Source organism: Streptococcus hepaticus (assembly GCF_043656315.1).
Classification (GTDB): Bacteria; Bacillota; Bacilli; order Lactobacillales; family Streptococcaceae; genus Streptococcus; species Streptococcus hepaticus.
Genome location: NZ_JBINIY010000001.1, coordinates 342,798 through 368,466, shown reverse-complemented (window position 1 = coordinate 368,466; position 25,669 = coordinate 342,798). Strand labels below are relative to the sequence as shown.

Here is a 25,669-nt window from a genome sequence, read left to right as displayed (position 1 = left end):
GTCTGGATAAATCATGACCACCCACTCCTTTGCCAATAGACAAAGGAGTTTTTTATGTCGAAAACCAATCTACGAACCCTAGCTGAAATTGCTATTTTCTCTGCACTTGCCCTTATTCTGGACAAAATTCCGCTCTATACCATGCCTCAAGGCGGTTCTGTTTCTCTGGTCATGTTGCCCATCCTCCTCCTTGCTCTTCGTCACGGATTTTCTACAGGTATCTTAAGCGGATTGATCGTGGGAACTGTCCAGCTATTCTTTGGGGGCTATTTCCTAAACATCATTCAAGTATTTCTCGACTATGCTCTTTCCTATGCGGGCATTGGCTTTGCAGGACTTTTGGCTAAACAGTTAAAACAACAAAAATCTTTCCAAAAACAAATTTTAACCTTAACCCTAGCTAGTTTTTTAGGTGCCAGCATACGCTTTTTAGGGAATTTTTTAGCAGGAATTATTTTTTACGGTGACTACGCACCAAAAGGAACTCCTGTTTGGATTTATTCTTTGACCTATAACCTTTCATATATCTTACCTTCAACTGTTATTTGTTTGGCACTCCTTATCACTTTGCTCAAGCTCCGCCCCAACTTTTTCAAGGTTTGAACGTTCAAAAATGTGGTACAATGAAGTATCACATTTTTTAATTGGAGGTCATCATGGTTTCTTGGATTGCAAGAATCATCAAAGGTATGATTATCGCGCTGGGCTTCATCTTGCCAGGTGTTTCTGGTGGAGTGCTGGCAGCTATTTTAGGCATTTACGAGCAGATGATTGGATTTTTAGCTCATATTCGTAAAGATTTTGTGGAAAATGTTCTCTTCTTCATTCCTGTTGGAATTGGTGGTATTTTAGGAATCGCCCTCTTTTCTTACCCTGTCGAATACCTGCTGGAACATTATCAAGTCATCGTTCTCTGGGGGTTTGCGGGTGCTATCATTGGAACCTTGCCAAGTCTCTGGAAAGAATCAACTCAAAAATCCCCTCGTGATCAAGCTGATTGGGCTTGGGTACTTGGAACATTTGTTGTCTCAGGACTCTTGCTCTACTTCTTGAACGACTTAGTCGGAACACTTCCTGCTAACTTTGCTAGTTTTGTCCTAGCAGGTGCACTTATTGCACTAGGTATCCTGGTTCCTGGACTCAGCCCTTCAAATCTACTCTTGATTTTAGGAATTTACACACCAATGCTAACAGGCTTCAAAAATCTTGACTTGGTTGGGACCTTCCTTCCTATTGCCATCGGTGGTCTACTAGCTATTCTCGCCTTTTCAAAAGCCATGGATTACGCTCTCCAAAATTATCACTCACGTGTCTACCATTTCATCATCGGAATTGTCTCATCCAGTACTCTTTTGATTTTGATTCCAAATGCTGGCAACAAAGAGTCTATCTCCTATGCTGGAGCAGGCATTGTTACTTGGATCTTAGCTTTGATTTTCTGCGGACTGGGTATCTGGCTTGGTCTTTGGATGAGCAAACTTGAGGAAAAATATAAATGAGTAAGAAAAATAAGTTGAAGAAAACGCTGGTTGACCAGATATTAGACAAGGCAAAGATTGAACACGATAGTCTAGCTTTAAATGCGATAGAGGGAAATCTTCCTGAGGGTATTCTGGAAGTAGATATTTTCAAAACCTTAGCCTTAATCGGTGACAAAACTGGACCTGTAATTGGGATTCTTCCTATTACGGAGCATCTTTCTGAAAAGAAATTAGCCAAGATTTCCGGCAACAAAAAAGTCAGCATGATTCCACAAAAGGATCTGGAAAAAACGACTGGCTATGTACACGGCGCTAATAACCCTGTCGGCATTCGCCAAAAACACAATTTCCCTATTTACATTGACCAAATCGCTCTCGAAAAAGGGACAATGATTGTCTCTGCGGGCGAATTAGGTCGATCTATCCGTATCAATAGCCAAAGCTTGGCAGACTTTGTCAAGGCTGAATTTGCAGATTTAACAGAAGCAAAAAATGATTGAGGTTGCCTCAATCATTTTTTATTCATATTTTGCTCGTAAAATGTTGGCTTGATCCGAATTTAATTTGAGTAAGTAAACCACCTTTTCAACCGGAAGTCCACTACCTAGCAGACGCTCTGCCGCTATCATAAGACCGTTGTTAATTCCCATTTCCAAAATAGAATTTTTCTTATCATTGACATCAAAGATAAATTTATTGCCAGGAAGATCAAAGAGAACTTTTACAGCACCGTATAGCTGCTCAAAGTTGTCAATCTCCAAGTCAAATACTGGCTTGGTTCCTGGTTTTAAACTACGTCCTCGGTGATTAAACCACATGGCGCGCCAGCCACCATTGACCGCTCCCATGACATCATTATCATAGGAATCCCCAACATAAAGAGTGGTTTCAGGATTCATGCCAAATTGTTCAGCAGCCAGATTGAAAATTTCTTTCTCAGGTTTTTGAAAACCTGTCGCTTGACTGACAATCACATGCTGAGGCTCAATATAATCATATAGTCCCAATTTTCTCACCTTTTTAAGCTGGTGTTCTGTCGGACCATTTGTAATGACACCCATGGGTACATTTTTTGACTTCAAGAAATCCAAAGTCATCCGCATTTCGTCTAGCATGGTAATATTTTCCAGCTCGTATTCATAGACCTCTTGAAACTTGCGCCCCATTTCTTCATCAATTTCAGGATAGCCAAATTCCAAAAGAGTCTCCTTGCAGCGCCAGTAACGGAAGTATTCGACTGTCCATTCACCTGCGATAACCTTAGGAAATCCAGTATCTGAGTAATGGCGGAAGCGAATATAATTTTGATTAATTTGGCTCATATCAAAATCAGGGAAACAGCGCTCAATGGCCTTACGATAAGGGGCTTGCTGATCATAAATGGTATCATCAACGTCAAAAACAATTGAAGTAATCATGGTGACCTTTCTTTTTCTTTTATTCCGTTCACGATTATACTCTTTTTTGCAAGAGAATTCAAACTAGGCTGGAAAGTCGTGTTTTTTCTAGCTTTTTGTGGTACAATGGATTGGATAGATGCCTTTTTAGGGAAAATTATTTGGAGGAAACTATGTCCAACGAACACATGAAAGAATTAAACGACCAACAGATTGTCCGTCGCGAAAAAATGATAGCCTTGGCTGAACAAGGAATTGATCCATTCGGTAAGCGTTTCGAGCGCACAGCCAACTCTCAAGAATTAAAAGACAAATACGCTGATAAATCAAAAGAAGAATTGCACGACTTGAACGAGACAGCTGTAATCGCTGGTCGTCTCATGACCAAACGTGGTAAAGGTAAGGTTGGTTTCGCTCACTTGCAAGATCGTGAAGGCCAAATCCAGCTCTACGTTCGCAAGGATTCTGTCGGCGAAGAAAACTACGAAATCTTCAAAAAAGCTGACCTTGGTGACTTCCTCGGTGTCGAAGGTGAAGTCATGCGTACAGACATGGGTGAATTGTCTATCAAGGCAACAAAACTCACTCACTTGTCTAAAGCACTCCGTCCACTTCCTGAAAAATTCCACGGTTTAACAGACGTTGAGACCATCTACCGCAAACGTCACTTGGACTTGATTTCGAACCGCGAGAGCTTCAATCGTTTTGTGACTCGCTCAAAAATCATTTCTGAAATCCGTCGTTACATGGACAGCAATGGTTTCTTGGAAGTTGAGACACCTGTTCTTCACAACGAAGCTGGTGGTGCTTCTGCCCGTCCATTTATCACTCACCACAATGCTCAAAACATTGATATGGTGCTTCGTATCGCAACTGAATTGCACTTGAAACGCCTCATCGTTGGTGGTATGGAACGTGTCTATGAAATCGGCCGTATCTTCCGTAACGAAGGTATGGATGCAACCCACAATCCTGAGTTCACTTCTATCGAAGCATACCAAGCCTATGCAGACTACAAGGACATCATGGACTTGACAGAAGGTATTATCCAACATGCCGCAAGATCTGTCATCGGTGACGGACCTGTCAACTACCAAGGTACTGAAATCAAGATTAATGAACCATTCAAACGTGTTCACATGGTGGATGCGATCAAGGAAATCACTGGCGTAGACTTCTGGAAAGAAATGACTGTCGAAGAAGCGCAAGCCTTGGCGCAAGAAAAACATGTGCCACTTGAAAAACACTTCACAACAGTTGGTCATATTATCAACGCCTTCTTTGAAGAATTCGTCGAAGAAACATTGATCCAACCAACCTTTGTCTTTGGTCACCCTGTTGAAGTGTCACCATTGGCTAAGAAAAATGATGACGACGCTCGTTTCACTGATCGCTTCGAACTCTTCATCATGACCAAGGAATATGCCAACGCCTTCACCGAATTAAACGACCCAATCGATCAATTATCACGTTTTGAAGCCCAAGCCGCTGCCAAAGAACTTGGTGACGACGAAGCGACTGGTATCGACTACGACTATGTGGAAGCCCTCGAATACGGAATGCCACCAACAGGCGGCCTCGGAATCGGAATCGACCGCCTCTGCATGCTCTTGACAGATACAACAACTATTCGCGATGTCTTGTTGTTCCCGACGATGAAGTAAATGTAAAATTTGCATTACTCATGACTACTGCACAGGACGACCACATGCTCTCTTGTTGTTAGGCATGAGGCTAAACAAATCTTTACTCCCTACGATGAAATAAAAAAACAGATTGACGAAAAAAGTCTTGTCTAAGAATATTTTTCGTCAATCTGTTTTTTATCTACCTGTCAATAAAAGACTCTTAAAATACGGTAAAATCAGTATCTCAAGAGTCTCTTCGATTTGTTCAATTATAAATTACTCCAAAACAGGCCCCTGCTTCCCTTCAAAATACTTTCGTACTCTTGGTGCCACTTCTTGGCCATAGAGTCGAATGGCTTCAAGGACAGCTTCATGTGGCATAGAACCCAGCGGGAGGTGGAGCATAAAGCGGTCTAGTTGGAAGGTTTCGATGTGTTTGATGATTTTAGCAGCGACGGTCTCAGGATCACCGACCATCATGGCGCCATCTGGTCCGACAGAGGATAGGTACTGCTCTTTGGTCATTTCAGACCAGTGAGGACGCCCCTTGGCAATATTATCTACCGTTTGCTTAGTTGGGTAGAAATAGTTGTCAATGGCAGCTTGCTTATCTGCTTCAATCCAGCCCCATGAATGGGCAGCAACTTTGAGCTGTTCTGGTGAATAACCGTTTAAAGCGCCGATTTCCTTGTACATGCGGACCAAGCGGGCAAAATGCTTTGGATTGCCACCAATCATTGGGTAAGCAATTGGCAAGCCTTTTTCAGCAATACAAATGGTGGATTCTGGATTTCCTCCTGTTGCCACCCAAATCGGAAATTCTTCCTGTACTGCACGAGGATAGACTGGACGACTATCCACTGATTGGGTCAATGTTCCCTGCCAAGTTATATTTGTCTGTTCACGGATGGCAAGGAGCATGTCCAATTTTTCATTGAAGAGTTCTTCGTAATCGGCCAAGTCATAGCCAAAAAGTGGGAAAGACTCAATAAATGATCCTCGACCTGCCATGATTTCCGCTCTGCCATTTGACAAGGCATCAATAGTCGCATACTGCTGGTAAACGCGGACTGGATCAATGGAAGATAGAATGGTTACAGCGCTAGATAGGCGAATCTGCTGAGTGTTCACCGCTCCTGCTGCCAGCACAATCTCTGGTGCCGAGACCGCAAAATCCTCACGATGATGCTCACCAATTGCGTAAAGGTCCAAGCCAACCTGATCAGCCAGCTCAATCTCTGCCACTAGCTGACGGATGCGCTCCGCATGTGAATAGGTCTTGTCAGTCCCTTCCAGTTGCGTTGTTTCACCAAATGTCGAAATACCAAGTTCAATCTTCATAAGTCTGCTCCTTATCTATAGTAAAATTATTTTATCTTTAATTAGTGATAAAGTAAAGAAATACGCCTTATGATAAATTTATTCCAAAACTTCTCTAAGTAGCTATATACTAAATAAAGAAGCTAGGATTTTCCTAACTTCTCTTAGATTATTCGTAACGAAGTGCTTCGATTGGGTCCAATTTAGATGCTTTGTTGGCTGGTAAGACACCAAAGATAACACCAACAGAGGCTGAGAAAAGAATACTTCCAATCATGACTGGCACAGAAACCACTGCTGTAATATTTTGTCCCATAACATGGCTGGTATTTACAGCTAGGACAATCAATTGAGCTAAGCCTAAGCCAATCAATCCACCCAAACTAGTTAATACCATAGCTTCAATTAAGAATTGAACCAGAATATTTCCACGTGTAGCACCTAAAGCCTTCCGCAGACCAATTTCACGTGTTCGCTCTGTAACAGAAACCAACATGATATTCATAACACCGATACCACCTACAAGGAGGGAAATTCCGGCCACCGCACCTATAAATAGCGTGATTCCTGACATTTGCTGGTTAAACTGGTCCAGCATAGCTGACATATCGTAGATAGTATAGCTTGCTTCACGAAGACCTGTAGCTTTTGTCAAATAATCTGCTGCTGCTCGACCAATTTCACTTGCACGCGCAATATCTTTTACATGAACATAAATTTGTTGATTTTCAGAGACACCTTCTTCTGCTGCAAGCTGCGTATTGGTCATAACGGCATTCCCACCTGATGTCATACCATAAATCGCTGTTCCTGCTTGGGGATCTTTATAAACCCCTACTACCAAGTAAGAATGCTCTTTCACGCTCACTGTTTGGTTGAGTGCTGCTTGAATATCCCCAAATAGCTTTTCAGCTAGATTTTTATCCAACATGATAATCCGTGAAAACTTACTATAGTCAGTTGCTGTGAACTTACGCCCTGCAAGGACATCGTACTGTTTCACGTCAAAGTAGTTCTGACTAACCCCTGTAATATTGACACCGTCTGCTTTTCTCTTACCAAAACTCATCTCAGCCTGTGTATTATTAACAGTGTAGTAGTTCTCCACACCCTCAACGTTTAACAAACCTTTCAAAGTTGTATCCTGCAATACAGGTTCTTTTTCTTCTGAAATAGGCGTTTCTGTCCAGGAAGACATCAGACCATCTGAAGAAGAATCTGTTTTGGTGTTACTGAAATAAATATTCACATTCTGCTGGTCACCAGACAAAGCCTTGGCAATGCTGCTGCTCATTCCATTCCCTAGAGCAACAATTACGACAACCGCAGTCACCCCGATAATAATTCCCAACATGGTCAACAGAGATCGCATTTTGTGGGCCAAAATGGATTTTAAGGCAAATTTCCAATTTTCCATTACAAGCCCTCCTTACGACGATCTTCTGTAATCACACCATCTCGAAGAACAATTTTCCGAGTCGCATATTCTGCAATTTCAGGCTCATGGGTTACCATGATAATGGTTTTTCCTTCTTGATTAAGCTCTGTCAACAATGCCATAATTTGGTCGCCAGTCTTGGTATCCAAAGCTCCTGTTGGTTCGTCAGCTAGGATAATAGAGGGGCTATTGACCAAGGCACGGGCAATGGCGACACGCTGTTTTTGTCCACCAGATAATTCAGATGGCAAATGGTGCATGCGTTCGCCCAATTCGACTTTTTCAAGATATTGCTTGGATAATTCCTTTCGTTTTCCAGAAGGAACACCCGCATAAATAAGCGGTAACTCAACATTCTGCAAAGCATTGAGTTTAGATAAGAGAAAGAATTGTTGGAAGACAAAGCCGATTTGGTCGTTGCGGACCTGAGCTAATTTTTTCTCAGAAAGTTGGCTCACTTCGGTATCTTCCAAGCAATATTCACCTGAACTAGAACGGTCCAATAAGCCAATGATATTCATTAGGGTTGATTTTCCCGAACCAGATGGTCCCATGATGGCTACAAATTCACCTTCTTCCACTTCTAGGCTCACATCTTTTAAGACACGTAATTCTTGATCTCCGTTTTTATAGCTTTTGTTAATATTTTGTAACTTAATTAGCTTTTTCTTCATCTGCATCCACCTTTTCACCCTCTTTTAGACTGCCATTTGGATTAGAGATGACTTTATCGCCTGCTTTCAAACCACTTGTAACTTCTTGATTTGTAGCATCTGAATTACCAATTTGAACTTCAACTTTCTTCGCTTTTCCATCTACCATTGCCCAAACGTAGTTTTTATCTCCTTCATTGACAATAGAGGTCACAGGTACCAAGATACGTTTGGCTGTATTCACTACTTCAATATTGACTGAGAAACCTTGTTTTAATGGACCAACTTCACTAGTAATTGTAGCTTTGAATGGATATTTCGCGCTGCTACCAGCACCACCAGTCGTCTGTCCTGCACCGCCGTCTTGGCTTGGATAGTTAGAGATGTAGTTGATTTTACCAGTCCAAGATTGATCAGGATAAACCTTAGAAGTGATTTTAACTTCTTGGTCAACTTTGATATTAGCCAAATCGTATTCAGACAAGCTACCTGTTACTTGGAGGCTGCCTTGGTTGACAATGTGGACAACTATTTGGTTGGTGCTAGTATTTGATTTTGAGACAGAGTTGTTCACTTCAACGACTGTACCTGAAACGGTACTCTTAATTGTAGCGTCGTTAAGAGCCGTAGCTGATTTGTCAACTGCTGCCTGAGCATCCGCATAGCTATCATTCAAATCTTGCAACTGCATATCTACAGAACGTTGAGCAGAATTGATTGTCGTATTATCAGTCGCATCGTCCCCTGTTGTTTGAACGGTTTGACCATTTGTACGCAAATCATAAATTTGGCGTCCAACCTTGTCACGCGCACGGACAGCAGTATCATAGTTAGACTGCAATTCAGTCACATCGTATTGTACCAGGGCTTGTCCTACAGTAACTTGGTCACCTTGTTTGACATTGATAGAAGTAATGTCTCCCTTGGTCGCGTCATAGTAGACATACTGTTCTTCTGCTGCAGAAACTGTTCCAGCAAGCAAGGTCGAAGAAGCAATCGAACCTTCTTTAGCAGTTTGATAATGCAGAGCCTTATCAACTTCTGTAGTGTTTGGTGTAGATGATTTTCCGCCGAAGAGAAGGGCTCCGCCAACAAGAGCAACAGCTACTACTCCCAATCCAGAAAACAAAGCAATCTTTGCCTTTTTAGACTTTAACATAGATTTTCTCCTTTAATTAAACTAGCTTGCAAGATTTTTCTACCAAGCTTTGTGTTACTGTTATGATACACCTAAACAAAAAATAATGCAAGACTTTTCCATAATTTTATATTAAAACTTCCTCATTCCCCTTGCCATGGGCCTAGCTTACAATTCCTTACACTTTTGTAAGATAGGATAATCGTAGCGGATTTTTGCAAAAAATGTTTAAAAAAGCTAGAATGAGCATATATTAAGTAAAGGAGAGAAACATGAGAGAATTTGATGTCATTGCGATTGGTGGAGGGTCTGGAGGATCAGGATTTGTCAATCGCGCAGCCATGCATGGCGCAAGAGTAGCAGTTATCGAAGGAGGGCAGGTCGGTGGTACCTGTGTCAACCTAGGCTGTGTTCCTAAGAAAATCATGTGGTACGGAGCCCAAGTAGCTGAAACACTGCATACTTATTCCAGTGAATACGGCTTTTCAACCGAAAATATCCAGTTTGATTTTGCTAAGCTCCGCAAGCATCGTGAAGGCTACGTTGATCGTTCCCGTCAAGGCTATGCCAACAATTGGGCACGTAATGGTGTGGAACATATCGCAGGCTACGCACGTTTTCTTGACACACACACAGTAGAAGCCAATGGAGAGCAACTGACCGCTAAGCATATCGTCATCGCAACAGGTGCCCGCCCTACTCTTCCGAATATTCCTGGCAATGAACTAGGCGTGGTATCTGATGATGTATTTTCCTGGGAAAGTTTGCCCCAGTCTGTAGCTGTGGTCGGCGCTGGCTACATCGCTGTCGAAATGGCAGGTGTCCTGCACAACTTGGGTGTCAAGACAGACCTTTTCGTCCGTAAAGATCGTCCCTTGCGCAAATTTGACCATTCTATCATTGAATCACTCGTAGAAGAGATGAACAAAACTGGCTTGCAACTACACACCCATAAAATTCCAAGTAAACTTGAAAAACTAGCTAATGGTCAGCTGGAACTGCACTTTGAAGATGGAACCTCACATGTGGCAGACCAAGTTCTCTGGGCTATTGGCCGCACACCAAATGTAGAAAATCTCAATCTTCAAGCTGCTGGTGTGACTCTGACTGAAGGTGGCTATATCGCTGTAGATGACTTCCAGAATACTGCTGTTGCTGGGATTTATGCCCTGGGTGATGTAACTGGAGAAAAAGAATTAACTCCTGTCGCTATCAAGGCCGGACGACTCTTGGCTCAGCGACTATTTAACGGTCAAGAATCTGTAAAAATGGACTACAGCAACATTCCTACTGTCATCTTTTCCCACCCTGCTATCGGAACAGTGGGCTTGACAGAAGAGGAAGCTATTGAACAATACGGTTCTGACCAAGTTAAATGCTACCTCTCCAACTTCACTTCCATGTACACAGCCATGGCTGACCACCGTCAAGTGACTCGCCTAAAATTGGTAACCGTAGGTACTGAGGAAAAAGTTGTCGGTCTGCACGGCATTGGCTACGGTGTGGATGAAATGATTCAAGGCTTTGCAGTAGCTATCAAGATGGGGGCTACCAAGGCTGATTTTGATGCAACAGTTGCTATCCATCCCACTGGTTCTGAAGAATTTGTGACCATGCGCTAGGAGATTCTCATGAAAAAATCTCTTCTAACCTTAACTAGTTTAGCCGTAGTCATCCTCTGTCTTCTGAACACTCGCCTGCATTTTTTGACAGGCTTGCCCAACCAAATCCTCTTAGGAGTGACATTTTTCATCTTAGCCTATCAGGTGCTGGCTTCCTACAGAGAAATTAAAGAACACAGACAAGCAAAAAGAGAGTGAACGGTCACTCTCTTTTTCCTATAATGTTTAGCATGGCTTCAGCCAATAATTCATAACCCAAGCTACCAAAATGCAAGCCGTCATTTATCTGACCTCGCAGAATTTCCTTAACAGTAAGACCACTTTTTTCAAAGGTAGCTCTTAGAGATAGGAAGTTCACCCCTTCTTCACTAGCCACCTGCTCCATAATTTCTGTGTAATAGGCCACCAGACGATTAGTGCGATAGGCTTGCAGATCCTCATCAACTGGTGGTGGTGATATAAGACAAATCCTGTTAGCAGAGATTTGACGCCTCAATATCTCTACAATTCTTCTCAGATTTTCCAAATATTCCCCTAGAAAGACCTGTTTATGAATGGCCAAGTCATTAGCACCAATAATGATAAAAATGTAATCCGCTGACCAACTGGACTGGCCCTGCAATATATTCAAAAGGTCAAAGGTATTGTCCCCGGAAACAGCGCGATTATCTATCTGTAAATCTGCTTGACGGGCCAATAAAGAATGATTGATATGAGGAATTTCCTTACCCTCATGGCGGGCAAAAAGACTATCTCCCAACAAAAGAACCTTCATCGCCCCTCTAAATGCGTGTCAACTTAGTTGCCGTATCTGGTGATGTATCGTAGACTTGGAAGTCTACTCCGACACCCAAATCAGCCTGAGCTAGCTGGTTGACCATGGTCATATGGGCTAATTCCTTAATATTATTTTCCTTGGACAAGTGCCCCAGATAAATCTTCTTGGTGCGATTGCCCAGCGTACGAATCATGGCATCTGCCCCATCTTCGTTGCACAAGTGCCCCTTGTCTGACAAAATCCGCTGCTTGAGATTCCAAGAATAGGAACCCGCCCGCAAGATTTCCACATCATGATTGGACTCAATCAAATAGCCATCGGCATTAGCCACAATTCCTGCCATACGATCTGATACATAGCCTGTATCCGTTAGCATGACAAAGCTCTTATCATCCTTCATAAAGCGATAAAACTGTGGACAGGCTGCATCGTGACTGACACCAAAGGACTCAATATCCAAGTCTCCAAAGGTCTTGGTTACCCCTAGTTCAAAAATATGCTTTTGTGCTGTGTCAATCTCACCCAGCTTGCCTTCCATAGCATTCCAAGTTTCTTGATTAGCATAAATGTCCATACCGTACTTGCGCGCCAACACCCCAACCCCATGGATGTGATCGCTGTGTTCATGGGTCACTAGAATCGCGTCCAAGTCCTCCGGCTTGCGGTCAATTTCCGCTAAAAGACTGGTAATTTTCTTGCCAGACAGACCGGCATCTACTAAAATTTTCTTTTTCTCCGTTTCCAAGTAGAAAGAATTTCCACTGGAACCTGAAGCTAATATACTATATTGAAACCCTACTTCGCTCATAGTCTCCTATTCTTCCTCTGTATCCGTGTCATCTTCCCATTCATCGAAGGTCACGTCCTTGTTATAAGGCAGGACAATGGTAAAGGTCGAACCATGTCCATATTCACTCTTGGCCCAGATAAAGCCCTTGTGTTGTTTGACGATTTCTTTGGCAATAGCTAAGCCTAAACCTGTACCACCTTGGGCACGCGAACGCGCCTTGTCCACCCGATAAAAACGGTCAAAAATCTTAGGCAAATCCGTCTTGGGAATCCCCAATCCTTCATCTGAAATGGACACAATCAGCTGACTGTCTGTCGTCTTCATACTAAAGGTAATCTTGCCACCATCTGGTGAGTACTTAATAGCATTATTCAAGATATTGTCCAAGACCTGAGTCATCTTATCGGTATCAATCTCAATCCAAATCGGTGTAATCTGGTAATCACGGACAATACTGTATTCCTTGGTAGCATCCTGACTCTTCATCTGCTCAAATCGGTTGAGGATAAAAGTCACAAAGGCTGTAAAGTTGGTCAACTCAAATTCCATATTGGCTGCCGCATTATCAATCCGAGATAGACTCAGCAGGTCGGAAATCATACGCATCATGCGGTTGGTCTCGTCAAGCGATACCTTGACAAAACTCGGTGCTACTGCATCATTAAGAGCCCCTTCATCCAGCGCTTCTAGATAAGATTTGACGGAAGTCAAAGGTGTCCGCAACTCATGACTCACATTGGAAACGAAGAGTCTACGCTCCCGCTCTTCCTTGGCCTGTTCCGTCATATCATGTAAGACAACCACCAGACCCGAAATCAACCCACTCTCACTACGGATAGTCGCAAAATTTGCCCGCAGAGCTAGGTATTCCCCATTTTCATTGGCATGATCGACTAGAACTTCTGGAGTCTGCGCCAATAAATCTCGGAAACTATAGCGTCCCTCCAAATCTAGGATGTCCAAAAGTGCAGTCTGATACGCTGATTTCTTGGTCAAACCTAGCTGCTTCTGCGCCATATCATTGATCATAATAATATGACCCATACGATCCGTTGCCACCACACCGTCACTCATGTAAGACAGGATGGAGGACAACCGCGTCTTTTCCTGTTCCAAATTGTCATGGGTCAAGCGAATGACCTCTGACAAATCATTGAGAGAATTTGTCATATCCGTGATTTCAGGACTTCCACGCATATCTAAAATATCCGAGTAATCTCCTGCAATTAATTCCTTGACCTTTTGATTGAGAATTTTGATGTGTTTGTTGTCGCGATGATTTTCGATAATCATGAAAATCAGCGCCACCACAAAACCAATTAAAATGACGATGAACCAAAATTCCTGGGTCGTCATTAAATAACGTAATTTATTGATCATTTGCTTTAATGTAATAGCCGACACCACGACGGGTCAAGATGTATTCAGGACGACTTGGCGTATCTTCGATTTTTTCACGCAAGCGACGAACTGTCACATCAACTGTCCGCACATCGCCAAAATAATCGTAGCCCCAAACAGTTTCCAAAAGATGTTCACGAGTCATGACCTGTCCCAAATGGTTGGCCAAATGGTGGAGCAGCTCAAACTCACGGTGGGTCAATTCCAACTCTTTACCATGCTTTTTAGCCACGAAAGCATCCGGCAAAATGGTCAAATCTCCGATAACTAACTCTGCCTGACCACTTATTTCTGTCTCGATAACTTGCGTTTCGGTCAATTCGCTACGGCGCAAAAGTGCCTTCACACGCGCCTGCAATTCACGGTTTGAGAACGGCTTGGTCACATAGTCATCTGCCCCGATTTCGAGACCGATAACCTTATCAAATTCACTGTCCTTGGCCGACAGCATGATAATGGGCACATTACTGGTCTTACGAATATTACGGGCCACTTCTAAGCCATCAATCTCTGGTAACATGAGATCTAAAATCACAATATCAGGAATTTCTGCTTCAAACATTTCCAGCGCGGTCCGTCCATCAAAAGCCGTCACGACCTCATAACCTTCACGCGTCATATTAAATTTGATAATATCTGAGATTGGCTTCTCATCATCTACAATTAAAATTTTCTTCATGTTCTTGCTTCCTTTGTTTAATTAAAACATTATAACAAAAATCCCGTCAGAATGCATGTTTGAGACTAATGTTGCGTATAGAAAAAGGAAGCCTCAGCTCCCCTTCTATTAGAAATTACGGCCGTTTTTGCCATAACCATATTTTTCCATAAAGTCTTGGCGGAATTCCAAGAGATTGTCATCCATGATTGCCTGACGGACATTTTTCATGAGATTAACAAGGAAGTAAAGATTGTGGTAAGACGTCAAGCGGATACCAAAGGTTTCATCAGCCTTAAGTAAGTGACGAAGGTAGGCACGCGTGTAGTTCTTACATGTGTAGCAATCACATTCGTGGTCAAGTGGCGTGAAATCTTCTGCGAACTGGGCATTTTTGACCACCAAACGACCATGCGAAGTCATACAAGTACCGTTGCGGGCAATACGAGTCGGCAAGACACAGTCAAACATATCAACACCGCGAATGACACCGTCAATCAAGCTATCTGGTGCCCCAACCCCCATGAGGTAACGTGGCTTGTTTTCAGGTAAGAGTGGTGTCGTGAAATCCAGCACCGCATTCATCTCATCATGGGTTTCCCCAACAGCCAGACCACCAATGGAATAGCCTGGGAAATCCATGCTCACTAAGTCGTGAGCTGATTGACGACGAAGGTCCTCAAAGCCAGCACCTTGAACGATTCCAAAAAGACCTTGATCATGTGGACGACGGTGGGCTTTGAGCCCCCGCTCCGCCCAACGGCTGGTCCGCTCGATTGATTTTTTCACATAATCATATGGTTGGTAAAATTGTGGACACTCATCAAAGGACATCATAATGTCAGAACCGAGATTGTTCTGAATAGAAATGGCCTTTTCTGGTGACAAGAACATTTTTGAACCATTGAGGTGGTTCTTGAAGGTCACGCCTTCTTCGGTGATATTACGGCTGTCCGCCAGTGAATAAACTTGGAAACCGCCACTATCTGTCAAGATAGCTTGGTCCCAGTTCATAAATTTATGCAAACCGCCTGCCTTAGCAATGAGTTCATCACCAGGACGTAGCCAGAGGTGATAGGTATTGGACAAAATAATCCCTGAACCCATTTCCTTGAGCTCTTCAGGCGACTGGGTTTTGACAGTAGCCTGCGTTCCAACTGGCATAAACATAGGCGTCGGGAAGGTCCCGTGGGGCGTAATAATCTCACCCAAGCGGGCTCCCGTATGCTTTTCTTTTTTAATCAAACGGTATTTGATAGGATAATCCGTCATAAGTTCCTCGCTTTCAAGAAATACAGTCTTGGGCGCTTTTCAGCCTTTCTAGTGTAACAAAATTCAGCAGAATTGTCATCTTATTAATGTATGCAACAAAGAATATTTACGGAGAACAGAGATTTTTATAATTGATTATGATAAGATGGTAAAAAGGAGGTATTTACATGTTTTCTATTAGCCAAATCCGTGCACATGCACGCCAGACAATCGAGCAAACCCCAGGGATTTACCTACTTGGTTTGGCTCCTGCACTAGTTTCCTTATTTTCAAGTCTCATTAGTTTTTTCCGAAATTCATCTTCATCGACTGTTAATCAAGAAGCTCTGAATTCACTGACATCTGGTCATTTTGAAGATAGCCTGGCTAGTACAACATCCTTTACTAGTACTATTTCAGCATCTCTTTTCCCTTTGCTAATCGGTATATTGCTAAGCTTTATTCTCTTGTCCTTAACATTTACTATTTTGAATATCCTTCGTAAACACCAAGAAGGTACTGGTTTTAAGGATGGATTCACGATTTTCCAACACCAACACTTTGGAAAAATATTCTTTACAGTCTTTATAAAAAGGCTCTTGCTCTTCTTATGGGGACTGATTTACCTAATCGGTCTAGTCATGATTATTGGAGGACTGGTTGGACTTATCGTTTGCGCCTTGCTATCAATGAATTCCGCATATGATCCTGAAACAATCCAGTATATGCTAGGAATGTTTACCGGTATCCTCATCATTGGTCTCTGCATCTTTGCCTTTGGTTTGGCTATCTATTTACCACAAGAATTAGCCTACTCACAGGTTGAAATCTTGCTGTTTGAACAGTTAGAAGCAGGCACTTATACTGGTCCTATGGCACTGATCAAGGAAAGTCGCCGTATCATGAAAGGCTACAAATTCAAACTCCTCCTGCTAAGTCTTTCCTTTATTGGTTGGTTTTTCTTACAAGGCTTGAGTTTTGGTTTAGTCGGTATCTATGTCTATCCATACTACAGCGCTGCTAAGATCCATTTCTACAATGCTGTTCTGAAAGACCGTAAGATGAAAGAAGATGTTTTAAGTGGAAACTTCACTACAACTGCATAGAAAAAAGAAGCGAGTGCTTCTTTTTTCTATGCTTTCATCTCAAGGTATTCAATCTTAATACATTTATTCATGACAATAGCATTGCGATTAGCAGCTCGCAAAATGTCCTCTGCTTCTTGACTTTCTAATCCAAGCTGTGCCCAGAAAATCGCCGCATCTGTTTCCACAAAATCACGCGCTACATCTGCTAGAAACTCACTACGGCGGAAAACATCTACAATATCCACTTTCTCAGAAATATCTTGTAAGCGACTGTAAACCTTCTCACCAAGAATCTCCTGACCAGCTAGTTTCGGATTGACTGGAATAATCTTGTAACCAGCCTCCTGCATGAGCTGAGCTACTCTGTAAGCAGCTGTTTCCTGTCGATCTGACAACCCCACAACTGCGATAGTTTTGCTATTTTTCAGATAGTCAAAGATAATATTTTGACTTGGATTTTGAAAATGATAAGTCATAAAAACTCCTTATTTAGGGGTCAAGCTCCACGCGGCATGAATCAAGCCCCAGAATTTCTGGTCATTTGCAGGTCGCGTCATCGCTTTCAGATAAAAATCAGAAACCGGCTTAGACATGCGACGACCAATAGCAAGGGGACGTAACTGTCCCAGTAAAAGATTAAAAACTGGCAAAGCCTCATCACCGGCTTCAATTTTATTTTTAGCCTCAACCAATAAATCCCGTTCTTCCTGACTGACCTCTTCTTGCAAAATCAAATCATAAAGCAGATTCAATGGTTCTGCGTTGTCAATTTTTGGAATCATCACTAGCCCTCCTCATTTTTTCTTAACATCATATCACAGAGAAATATCCTTGACAAGCCTTTCCATCTAAGTACTCTATAGAAGAACCTGAGCCTAGAATTTCAAAAGCGAAGGGAGGGTTTACAGCGCAAAACCATCCTGATCTCATGCGCAGTAGACACTGGGCAGTTATCAGCGTTGACCTAGCAAACTTGATACCTACCTCATTGTCCTTGCGGGGGCGCTAAGACGAAATCATCGATTTCTGTAGTGCTCCCTCATTTCGCTTCATACCAGGTTTTTCCTGCGTTTTCGTCAGCGAGGAGTGGTACGGAGAGTTGGATAGCAGATTCCATGGTTTCTTTGACGAGTGTTTTAACAGCTTCCAATTCGTCATTTGGGACTTCAAGGACAATTTCATCGTGCACTTGTAAGAGCATGCGGGTCTTGAAGTTTGATTCTGTTAAGGCTTTGTCCAAGTTGATCATAGCAACCTTGAGAATATCCGCTGCCGATCCTTGAATTGGTGAATTGATGGCAGTTCGTTCTGCAAAATTACGTACATTGAAGTTACGAGAATTGATATCTGGTAGCTCACGGCGACGATGGTAAATAGTTTCTACAAAGCCCTTATCACGCGCTTCACGTACGATTTCTTCCATGTAGTGTTTGATTCCAGGGAAACGTTCAAAGTAACGTTCAATATATTCTTTGGCTTCTTTGCGAGTGATACCTAGGTTGTTCGACAAGCCAAAGTCTGAAATGCCATAAACCACACCGAAGTTAACAGCCTTGGCATTACGGCGGTCATTTGGAGTGACATCTTCTGGTTTTTCGATACCAAAGACCCGCATAGCTGTCGCTGTATGGATATCTGCACCATTCTGGAAGGCAGCAATCAAATGCTCATCCTGAGAAATGTGAGCCAGCACCCGCAACTCAATCTGAGAATAATCAGATGAAAGGAAACTTGCATTTCCCCACTCTGGGACAAAAGCTTTACGAATGAGGCGTCCTTGTTCTAAACGAACAGGGATATTTTGCAGGTTAGGATCTGTAGAAGACAAACGCCCTGTTTGCGTCAAATCTTGAACATAGCGGGTATGAATCTTCCCATCTGCCATAATGGCGTCTTGCAGACCAATGACATAGGTTGACTGCAACTTAGAAATCTGACGGAATTCTAAAATCTTAGACACAACAGGGACAATCGGTGCTAGGCGCTCTAGGACATCGACTGCTGTGGAGTACCCTGTCTTAGTCTTCTTAGTGTACTCGAGTGGTAGCCCCATTTTTTCAAACAGAATAGTACCTAACTGTTTAGGGGAATTGATATTAAACTCTTCACCTGCCAAATCATAGATTTCTTGAGTGAGCTGGGCAATCAAGATTTCATTTTCAGCCTGCATTTCCTGCAAGGTTTTGGTTTGAACACGAATACCTGCAATTTCCATTTTGGCAAGGACGTAGGCCAGAGGTTGCTCCATATCAAATAGCAATTCTGTTTGCTGATGATTGCTGAGTTGCTCCAACATCGGTGCTTCTGTTTCCAGCAAAACCTGTACTTTCTTAGCCAAATGTTCAAAGAGCACCGCTTCTTCTGGAAGTGCACGTTTAGCACCTTTTCCATAGACGACTTCATCTGCTACCAATTGACATTGACCATAGAGATGAGCAATCGTCGTCAACTCATTGTCCTCAACAGTAGATAGGAGATACTTAGCCAGACGACTGTCAAAATTGGCTGGTGCTAGTTCAATACCTACTCGTTCCAACAGAACCTTGCTTCGCTTAAAATCATAGGTTTTAATCGCAGTTTTCCCAAGGAAATCGCGCAAGACAGCGTCTTGTAGCAAAGCTGGGTGTCCTACATAAATCTGCTGGCTATCGCCCCAAGCCAATCCGACAATATCTTCCTTATGGTAATTTTCTCCCAAAATCTCAAAGTAGAAGAATTGATCCTCATGGAGCATGTCGGCTGTCACCTCTGTCACCACTTGGAAATCGATTTCTTCTTGTTGGACAGCAGGTGTCGCACCGAGTTGAGCTCGAAACTGTTTGAAGTTCATTTCTTCATAAAAGCGCGCCATGGCATCCAAATCTTGCGGACCAGCATAGCGGATGTCATCTAAACCAATCTCCAACGGTGAGTTGGTGTCGATTGTCGCCAAGGTCTTAGATAAGAAGGCTTGTTCTTTATCATTGATAAGATTTTCCTTCATCTTGGAAGCCTTCATGCTATCAATATTCTCATAAATACCTTCCAAGGAACCATGTTCGATGAGGAGTTTGAGCCCAGTTTTCTCTCCAATTTTTGTTACGCCTGGGATATTGTCCGACTTGTCTCCCATGAGAGCTTTAAGGTCGATGAATTGAGCTGGGGTAATCCCCATTTTTTCCATAAGATAGGCTGGAGTAAATTCTTCAAACTCAGCCACTCCTTTTTTAGAAATCTCAACAACTGTGTTTTCATCTGTCAGTTGAATCAAATCCTTGTCGCCAGACACAACGGTAATCTCAAAATGTTCATCTGTCGCTTCAGCTTGTTTAGCCAAAGTCCCGATGATGTCATCCGCTTCGTAGCGATCCAGTTCGTAATACTGAATACCCAGCACATCTAATTGCTGGCGCAAAAATGGAAACTGTTCTCGAAACTCGTCTGGTGTCTTGGCACGACCACCCTTGTAGTCACTGTACATCTCGGTACGGAAAGTCGTCTTCCCCGCATCAAAGGCAACTAAAACGTGAGTCGGTTCTACCCTCTCCAAGAGATGATTGAGCATGAGATGAAAACCGTAGACGGCATTGGTATGAAGACCATTGGCATTCTTGAAACGGTCAATTTGGTTATAGAGTGCAAAAAAGGCACGAAAAGCAACGGAGGAACCGTCAATTAACAGTAATTTATTCTTGTTTGTCATATCTATTATTATAGCACGAAATGACTAGACTAGGGGGAGTAAGACACTACATGGAGGAGAAAATCTGCCTCGTTTTTTGATAAGAATAAAAAGAAGTACCCGTAGGCACTCCCTTTCCCCTGTCAACTAGGGATTCTTTCTACATCATAAATAGAATACTTCCTGCCAACATACCAAGACTAAATCCCATTAGCACATCTCTCGGAAAATGCACACCAACCAAGACTCTACAGACTGCAAGAGTTACTGACAGAAAAAGCCCCAAACCTCCTAAACCGATATGATGAGACAAAAAACACATGGAGATAATCGTCGCTGAAAAGACATGACGGCTGGGCATGGAATTTCCCTTGGTCGTCTTTTCAATCAGAGGTTGAATAGTATAAACTTCATAGGGGCGTGGCGCATTGATGAGTTTGCGTACGAGACTCAGTAAACTAAAGCCCACAGCCGGTACCAGCACCCATTTCCACTGAAATTCCCCTTGAAAAAAGGTAATTAACAGAAAAAGCGGATAGGCTAGATACATGACATAGGTGATATAGTGGTTGAGCCAGATAACTGCTTTTTTAAGAAAAGGGCTGTTTTCTAAAAATCTGGCCATATTTGCATAAACTTCTTCATAGTTTCTCATGTCTTTATTATAGCATAAAACCAGCCCAATTTAGGCTGGTCTTCGTTTATTCAATAGACTTGAGGGCCTCGAGCATATCTACTTTTCGAAGGTGGTGATTGACAAACCAGCCCAAGACCGCCAATATGCTAAAGATGACCAGGATAGGCGTCAGGTAAACATCCCATGTTACACTTGGATTGAACACAATAGAGTCCGTGCCAATCATATTGAGGATAAGAAGGTGCAAGCCAATACCACCCAGCAAACCAAGCAGGATACCGATAAACGACAACAATATAGTCTCCCGATAAATGTAAAGGGTCACTTCTTTATTGTGAAAGCCCAGCACCTTAATGGTCGACAGTTCTCGAATCCGCTCTGCCACATTGATATTGGTCAAATTGTAGAGAATGACAATGGCTAGAAGGACAGATAAGATAATCAAAATCAGCATGATGGACTGAAGAGACTGGGCCAAGTGTTCAATCGTAGAAATCATGGTCGTATTTTGCACCACTGCAGATACACCAGTCATTCCGAGAAACTGCGCTGCATTCTTCTTAATGGCACTAGACCTTGTATGCTTGAGACGAAGCAACCAAGCATTCTCTGGATAATCTGTGCCCGTGACTTTTTTATAATAGTCAGCCGTCATATAGACCGAATGCCCCGCATACATCTCTGCAATGCCGGCTACCTTAACACTGACGTTTTCTCTGTCAAGGGTCAACTGAACAGTATCCCCAACTTTGGCTTCGTATAATTTGGCTAATTTTTCTGTTAAAATAGCCCCTTTGTCAGTCAAAACTAATGGTTCTTTCCTTTGACGGTGAACCAGCGAGAGATAAGCATCCAATTTCTCCGATTGATCCGTTACGATGAGGCTAATCGTCTGCTTGTCAGCATGATGAGGAATGGACTGCTCCAAACTCTGATAGAAAAGTGCTAAAGAAGAGGAAATCTCCTTGGACTGCATGGCTTCTTCTACCGCAGTCAAGTCTGACTGACTAGCGCCAGTATTCTTGACCACTATCATATCGTAATGCAGCAAGTCTCCAAATTGACGATTGACTAAGCCTGAAATGGAAGAACGAATGCCCAAACCAGCAAAGAGCAGAGCCACTGAACCAGCTACACCAAACATCGTCATGAACATCCGCTGTTTGTAGCGGAAAATATTGCGAGCCGTGACTTTCTGCGTAAAGGTCAATCGTTTCCAAATGAAGGAAATTTTCTCTAATAAAATAGTTGACCCAGATACAGGTGGTTTTGGTAATAGAAGTTGAGCTGCATTTTCCTTGAGTTCACGGTAGGCTACCAAAAAGGCAGGTAAAATAGCTGATAAGAACCCTAGTAGGAGGCCTACGAGCAGCCAGACGGGATAAAAGTGCAACTCTACGTCTCCTAAGACCATCTGTTCCGTAATAATACGACTGATGATTGGCGAAAGCCAATAGCTTCCTGCAAGGACACCTACGATGGTTCCTATACAACTTGCCAAAAAGCCATAGAGGACAAATTTACGAATAATATCACGATTGGTATACCCCAAAGCCTTGAAAATTCCTGCATTGGTACGTTCTTCATCAACAAAACGTGTCATCGTTGTAAAAGTTACCATGGCAGCCACCAGATAGAGGACTAGGGGAAAAATTGTTCCCACCGCAGAGATAGAGCCTGTAGCTACACGGTAGTTTTCATACCCAGTCCCACCCGGTATAGTTTTTCGATTATAAATGTTGTAGCTAGGCTCTTCTAGCTGTTTGAGTTGGTTTTCAGCCTCTGTTAATTCTTTTTTGGAACTAGATAATTGCTGATCAGCTTGTCGTTTTTCTTTGGCGTAATTCTCTTTTCCTTCCGCAATCTCCGTCTTGGATTGATCTAATTGCTTTTCCTTATCAAGAATATTTGCCTGCGCTTGCTCTAGTTGCGACTGAGCACTTTGTAACTCTTTTATACCTGCTTGATAGGCTGCTTCTCCTGCCTGGTACTGAGACAAGCCCGACTCATAAGCCGCTAAGCTATCTTGGTAATGAGCCAAGCCATGTGCATACTGACTCTCACCTAATTGATAATTTGTCTCTTTTTCTTGATAAAGTTTCTTGGCCTCTTCTAAGAAAAGAAATCCTTTATTGTAGTCTTTCAAGGCTTGTTGAACAAACAATTCCTCTTGAGCGAGCTTGGCTTGTTCCGCTTGAATTTCGGGATGATTCTCTACAAACTCTCCTGCTAACTTTATGGCATCCATTTTCTCTTGCAATTGGTGTTTAGCAGTTTCAAGAGTGGCTTGTTCTGATTGGATTTGTCCAGCAGTCGTATCAAGTTCAACTTGTTTCTGGGCAATGTTTTCTCTAGCACGAGCTAATTGCATTTTGACTTCATCTAGCTGGTTTCGCTTATCCTGTAAGAGCTTATGAGTTTGGTCTAACCGTACTTTTGCTGTATCTAGCTCTGCTTTCTTACTAGCTAAAGCAGCTGCAGTACGGGCAAGTTGGTCTCGACTGATTTGCACTTGATCTTGACTATCAGCTAGCTGGGCTTGGGCGGCGCTTAATTGATTTTCTCCGTCAGTTAGTTCTTGCTCGCCATCAGAAAGTTGTTGACCTGCTTGGCGCAATTCCTTTTCTGCGTCAGCAATTTTCCCCTGTCCCTGAGCAATCTCCTTCTGTCCTTGCGTCCTAACTGTGGTCAATCGTTTCTTCCCATTGTCAGAGAGTCGTTTTTCAAGCTCTTCTTGGTGCTGGGCTAAACGCTCGTCATAGCAAACACTTGTATAGCCCACCGCTTTCAAATCCTCATAGCGAATGCGGGCAATCATGTAAACATCTGAATCAAAAGCTGAGGGAGTTGTAACAGCATAGGCAGACAGATTCCCAGCTCCGGCACTAGAATTTCCAAGATTCTTAGTACTCCACATCTCAGATGAATGCACAAAACCAGTTACTCTAAAAGTAGTCTCTTTCAAGACCCCATCATCTGCTTGGGTAAAGGAAATAAGATCACCTATCTGGTAATCCTTCTGGAGAATGGTCGCAAGAGCAATCTCATTGGCCTGAGTTGGCAGACTTCCAGATTCCAACTGGAAGAGGGAGACTTGCTTGGTCTGTGAGTAGATACGAATAGCATCCGTCGTCCCCTTACGCGTTACATCTGTCATATAGGCGTATTCGACAGTGGCATTTTTGAGCTTGTTCAATTCTGCCTGATCTTGCTTATCCAGTCCCATTTCTGCTATGACTGCTAGGTCCATCATTTGGGTCTTGTCAATATAGGACTGGGCGGACTGCTCCATATTTGGAGAGGTCACTTTTAAGCCCACTAAGGTCACTGCTCCGATAAACATAAGACTAAAAATGGAGAAAAAACGACCTTTTGAAGACCATATGGACTGGGCTAGATTTTTCCAATAAACTTTTTTCATAGGAAACTCCTAATATTCCAGTGTGGCAATGTCTTGAGGCTGGGGATTCAGCTTAACAGACTTGACGGTGGCATCTCGCATATGAATAATCCGATCTGCAATAGGAGCCAGGGCTGCATTGTGGGTCACAATGATGACCGTTGCTCCTTGATGACGGGACATATCCTGTAAGATTTGCAAGACTTGCTTACCTGTCTGATAATCGAGCGCCCCTGTCGGCTCATCACAGAGAAGAATTTTGGGATTTTTTGCGACCGCACGGGCAATGGCAACACGTTGTTGCTCCCCACCAGAAAGCTGGGCTGGAAAATTATTAAGGCGGTGAGCCAAGCCAACTTCCGTCAAAATTTCAACGGGATCCATAGCATTTTTTACGATTTCCGAAGCCAACTCTACATTTTCCTTAGCCGTCAAATTCGCTACCAAATTGTAAAATTGAAAGACAAAGCCCACATCATCACGGCGGTAATTGGTCCGTTGACGTGAATTGTACTGGGCAATGTCCACTCCGTCAATAATGACCTGTCCCTCATCATTGGTATCCATACCTCCCAAGATATTGAGAATAGTAGACTTCCCAGCACCTGAAGATCCGAGTATAATGACCAACTCTCCCTTTTCAATCTCAAAATTCACATCCTGATTCGCAACAATTGTGTTGTCACCAACTTGATAATACTTAGAACTATTTTTCACTTGAATATAGGCCATACGACACCTCTTTCTAACTTTATTATAGCATAGAAAATAGAACCTGACCGGTTCTATTGTGTCCTATTTTACGACTGCCAAGGCAGCTTCGTAATTTGGATGCTCGTTGACATTTTCAAGATATTCTGTGTAAAGAATCTTGTTATCTGCATCTAAGATCAAAACAGCACGCGCTAGTAAATTCCATTCTTCCATGAGAAGGCCGTAGGTTTTCCCGAAAGAATGATCATAGTAGTCCGAAAGGGTAATAGCATTCTCTAGCCCTTCTGTCCCACAAAAACGAGCCTGTGCAAATGGCAAATCAGCTGAAACTGTGATAACTGTCACGCCCTCCATGTCTGATAATTCTTGGTTAAAACGGCGAGTTTGAGCAGAACAAATTCCTGTATCTACAGACGGTAAGATACTGAGCACTTTTACGCCTGAAAAGTCTGCCAGGCTTTTCTTGGTCAAATCATTAGCCATCAAAATAAAATCTGGAGCAATTTCTCCAACTTGTGGCTGTTTTCCTACTAATGTTACTTCTTTTCCGATAAATGTTGTCATGATTCTCCTCGCTTTCTAATGTTATTGTAAGCGTTCTATAGAAAAAATAC

Annotated in this window: 24 protein-coding genes; 7 read left to right on the top strand and 17 right to left on the bottom strand. The window is 42.7% G+C overall.

Annotated elements, in window-relative coordinates; genetic code table 11:
• The first annotated feature begins 54 nt into the window (after positions 1-54).
• From thiT to ACHUFA_RS01945, 3 genes are read left to right on the top strand one after another with little or no spacing between them, the layout of a single operon-like run.
• Positions 55-603: an energy-coupled thiamine transporter ThiT gene (gene thiT, locus ACHUFA_RS01955; protein WP_394404754.1), complete on the top strand. Its 549-nt coding sequence runs from the start codon at positions 55-57 to the stop codon at positions 601-603.
• Between the two features lie 53 nt (positions 604-656).
• Positions 657-1,499, top strand: a complete 843-nt coding sequence (locus ACHUFA_RS01950; protein ID WP_394404753.1) for a DUF368 domain-containing protein — start codon at positions 657-659, stop codon at positions 1,497-1,499.
• Positions 1,496-1,981 (top strand): aminoacyl-tRNA deacylase, encoded by a 486-nt coding sequence (locus ACHUFA_RS01945; protein WP_222350077.1) that lies wholly within the window; start codon positions 1,496-1,498, stop codon positions 1,979-1,981. The genes ACHUFA_RS01950 and ACHUFA_RS01945 overlap by 4 nt, the downstream gene beginning before the upstream one ends.
• An 18-nt stretch (positions 1,982-1,999) precedes the next feature.
• Here the strand turns inward: ACHUFA_RS01945 and ACHUFA_RS01940 are convergent, their stop codons facing one another.
• Positions 2,000-2,899, bottom strand: coding sequence for an HAD family hydrolase (locus tag ACHUFA_RS01940; RefSeq protein WP_394404752.1), 900 nt, complete (start codon positions 2,897-2,899; stop codon positions 2,000-2,002).
• 152 nt (positions 2,900-3,051) lie between these two features.
• Here ACHUFA_RS01940 and lysS point away from each other — a divergent pair, with 152 nt between their 5' ends.
• Positions 3,052-4,542, top strand: coding sequence for a lysine--tRNA ligase (lysS, locus tag ACHUFA_RS01935; RefSeq protein ID WP_394404751.1), 1,491 nt, complete (start codon positions 3,052-3,054; stop codon positions 4,540-4,542).
• A gap of 240 nt (positions 4,543-4,782) precedes the next feature.
• Here the strand turns inward: lysS and ACHUFA_RS01930 are convergent, their stop codons facing one another.
• From ACHUFA_RS01930 to ACHUFA_RS01915, 4 genes are all read right to left on the bottom strand, one after another.
• The gene (locus ACHUFA_RS01930; RefSeq protein WP_394404750.1) at positions 4,783-5,847 is read right to left on the bottom strand and encodes an LLM class flavin-dependent oxidoreductase; all 1,065 of its coding nucleotides are present in this window, start codon (positions 5,845-5,847) and stop codon (positions 4,783-4,785) included.
• Between the two features lie 148 nt (positions 5,848-5,995).
• Positions 5,996-7,243: an ABC transporter permease gene (locus ACHUFA_RS01925; protein WP_394404749.1), complete on the bottom strand. Its 1,248-nt coding sequence runs from the start codon at positions 7,241-7,243 to the stop codon at positions 5,996-5,998.
• Positions 7,243-7,938: an ABC transporter ATP-binding protein gene (locus ACHUFA_RS01920; RefSeq protein WP_222350087.1), complete on the bottom strand. Its 696-nt coding sequence runs from the start codon at positions 7,936-7,938 to the stop codon at positions 7,243-7,245. Before ACHUFA_RS01920 ends, ACHUFA_RS01925 begins: the two co-directional genes overlap by 1 nt.
• Entirely contained in the window at positions 7,919-9,076 is a 1,158-nt protein-coding gene (locus tag ACHUFA_RS01915) for an efflux RND transporter periplasmic adaptor subunit (protein WP_394404748.1), read from the bottom strand. The genes ACHUFA_RS01920 and ACHUFA_RS01915 overlap by 20 nt, the downstream gene beginning before the upstream one ends.
• A 251-nt stretch (positions 9,077-9,327) precedes the next feature.
• Between ACHUFA_RS01915 and gorA the strand changes: the two genes are divergently transcribed.
• Together gorA and ACHUFA_RS01905 are read left to right on the top strand one after the other, a co-directional pair.
• Positions 9,328-10,677, top strand: a complete 1,350-nt coding sequence (gorA, locus tag ACHUFA_RS01910; RefSeq protein ID WP_394404747.1) for a glutathione-disulfide reductase — start codon at positions 9,328-9,330, stop codon at positions 10,675-10,677.
• A gap of 9 nt (positions 10,678-10,686) precedes the next feature.
• The gene (locus ACHUFA_RS01905) at positions 10,687-10,875 is read left to right on the top strand and encodes a hypothetical protein (protein ID WP_222350093.1); all 189 of its coding nucleotides are present in this window, start codon (positions 10,687-10,689) and stop codon (positions 10,873-10,875) included.
• Between the two features lie 4 nt (positions 10,876-10,879).
• Here ACHUFA_RS01905 and ACHUFA_RS01900 read toward each other — a convergent pair whose 3' ends face one another.
• The 5 genes from ACHUFA_RS01900 to tgt all read right to left on the bottom strand — a co-directional run bounded on the left by ACHUFA_RS01900 (position 10,880) and on the right by tgt (position 15,576).
• Positions 10,880-11,452, bottom strand: coding sequence for a GDSL-type esterase/lipase family protein (locus ACHUFA_RS01900; protein WP_222350061.1), 573 nt, complete (start codon positions 11,450-11,452; stop codon positions 10,880-10,882).
• Positions 11,453-11,459: 7 nt separating this feature from the next.
• Positions 11,460-12,263 (bottom strand): MBL fold metallo-hydrolase, encoded by an 804-nt coding sequence (locus tag ACHUFA_RS01895; protein WP_222350059.1) that lies wholly within the window; start codon positions 12,261-12,263, stop codon positions 11,460-11,462.
• A 6-nt stretch (positions 12,264-12,269) separates the two neighbouring features.
• Positions 12,270-13,625, bottom strand: a complete 1,356-nt coding sequence (gene vicK / locus ACHUFA_RS01890) for a cell wall metabolism sensor histidine kinase VicK (RefSeq protein ID WP_222350057.1) — start codon at positions 13,623-13,625, stop codon at positions 12,270-12,272.
• A complete protein-coding gene (gene yycF / locus ACHUFA_RS01885) occupies positions 13,615-14,325 on the bottom strand; it encodes a response regulator YycF (protein WP_222350055.1) in 711 nt (236 codons plus the stop codon). Before yycF ends, vicK begins: the two co-directional genes overlap by 11 nt.
• 108 nt (positions 14,326-14,433) lie before the next feature.
• Positions 14,434-15,576: a tRNA guanosine(34) transglycosylase Tgt gene (gene tgt / locus ACHUFA_RS01880; RefSeq protein ID WP_222350053.1), complete on the bottom strand. Its 1,143-nt coding sequence runs from the start codon at positions 15,574-15,576 to the stop codon at positions 14,434-14,436.
• Between the two features lie 167 nt (positions 15,577-15,743).
• Here tgt and ACHUFA_RS01875 point away from each other — a divergent pair, with 167 nt between their 5' ends.
• Entirely contained in the window at positions 15,744-16,661 is a 918-nt protein-coding gene (locus ACHUFA_RS01875; RefSeq protein WP_394404746.1) for a DUF975 family protein, read from the top strand.
• A gap of 26 nt (positions 16,662-16,687) precedes the next feature.
• Here the strand turns inward: ACHUFA_RS01875 and ACHUFA_RS01870 are convergent, their stop codons facing one another.
• The 7 genes from ACHUFA_RS01870 to tpx form a co-directional block, all read right to left on the bottom strand.
• Entirely contained in the window at positions 16,688-17,119 is a 432-nt protein-coding gene (locus ACHUFA_RS01870) for a CoA-binding protein (RefSeq protein WP_222350049.1), read from the bottom strand.
• Between the two features lie 9 nt (positions 17,120-17,128).
• Positions 17,129-17,425, bottom strand: coding sequence for a bacteriocin immunity family protein (locus ACHUFA_RS01865; RefSeq protein WP_222350047.1), 297 nt, complete (start codon positions 17,423-17,425; stop codon positions 17,129-17,131).
• Between the two features lie 257 nt (positions 17,426-17,682).
• Entirely contained in the window at positions 17,683-20,325 is a 2,643-nt protein-coding gene (gene polA / locus ACHUFA_RS01860; protein ID WP_394404745.1) for a DNA polymerase I, read from the bottom strand.
• A 139-nt stretch (positions 20,326-20,464) separates the two neighbouring features.
• Complete coding sequence (locus ACHUFA_RS01855; RefSeq protein ID WP_222350043.1) at positions 20,465-20,959, bottom strand: phosphatase PAP2 family protein; 495 nt, start codon at positions 20,957-20,959, stop codon at positions 20,465-20,467.
• A 46-nt stretch (positions 20,960-21,005) separates the two neighbouring features.
• Positions 21,006-24,362: an FtsX-like permease family protein gene (locus ACHUFA_RS01850; RefSeq protein ID WP_394404743.1), complete on the bottom strand. Its 3,357-nt coding sequence runs from the start codon at positions 24,360-24,362 to the stop codon at positions 21,006-21,008.
• Positions 24,363-24,371: 9 nt separating this feature from the next.
• The gene (locus tag ACHUFA_RS01845; RefSeq protein WP_394404742.1) at positions 24,372-25,073 is read right to left on the bottom strand and encodes an ABC transporter ATP-binding protein; all 702 of its coding nucleotides are present in this window, start codon (positions 25,071-25,073) and stop codon (positions 24,372-24,374) included.
• 63 nt (positions 25,074-25,136) lie between these two features.
• The gene (tpx, locus tag ACHUFA_RS01840) at positions 25,137-25,619 is read right to left on the bottom strand and encodes a thiol peroxidase (protein ID WP_394404741.1); all 483 of its coding nucleotides are present in this window, start codon (positions 25,617-25,619) and stop codon (positions 25,137-25,139) included.
• Positions 25,620-25,669 lie beyond the last annotated feature (50 nt).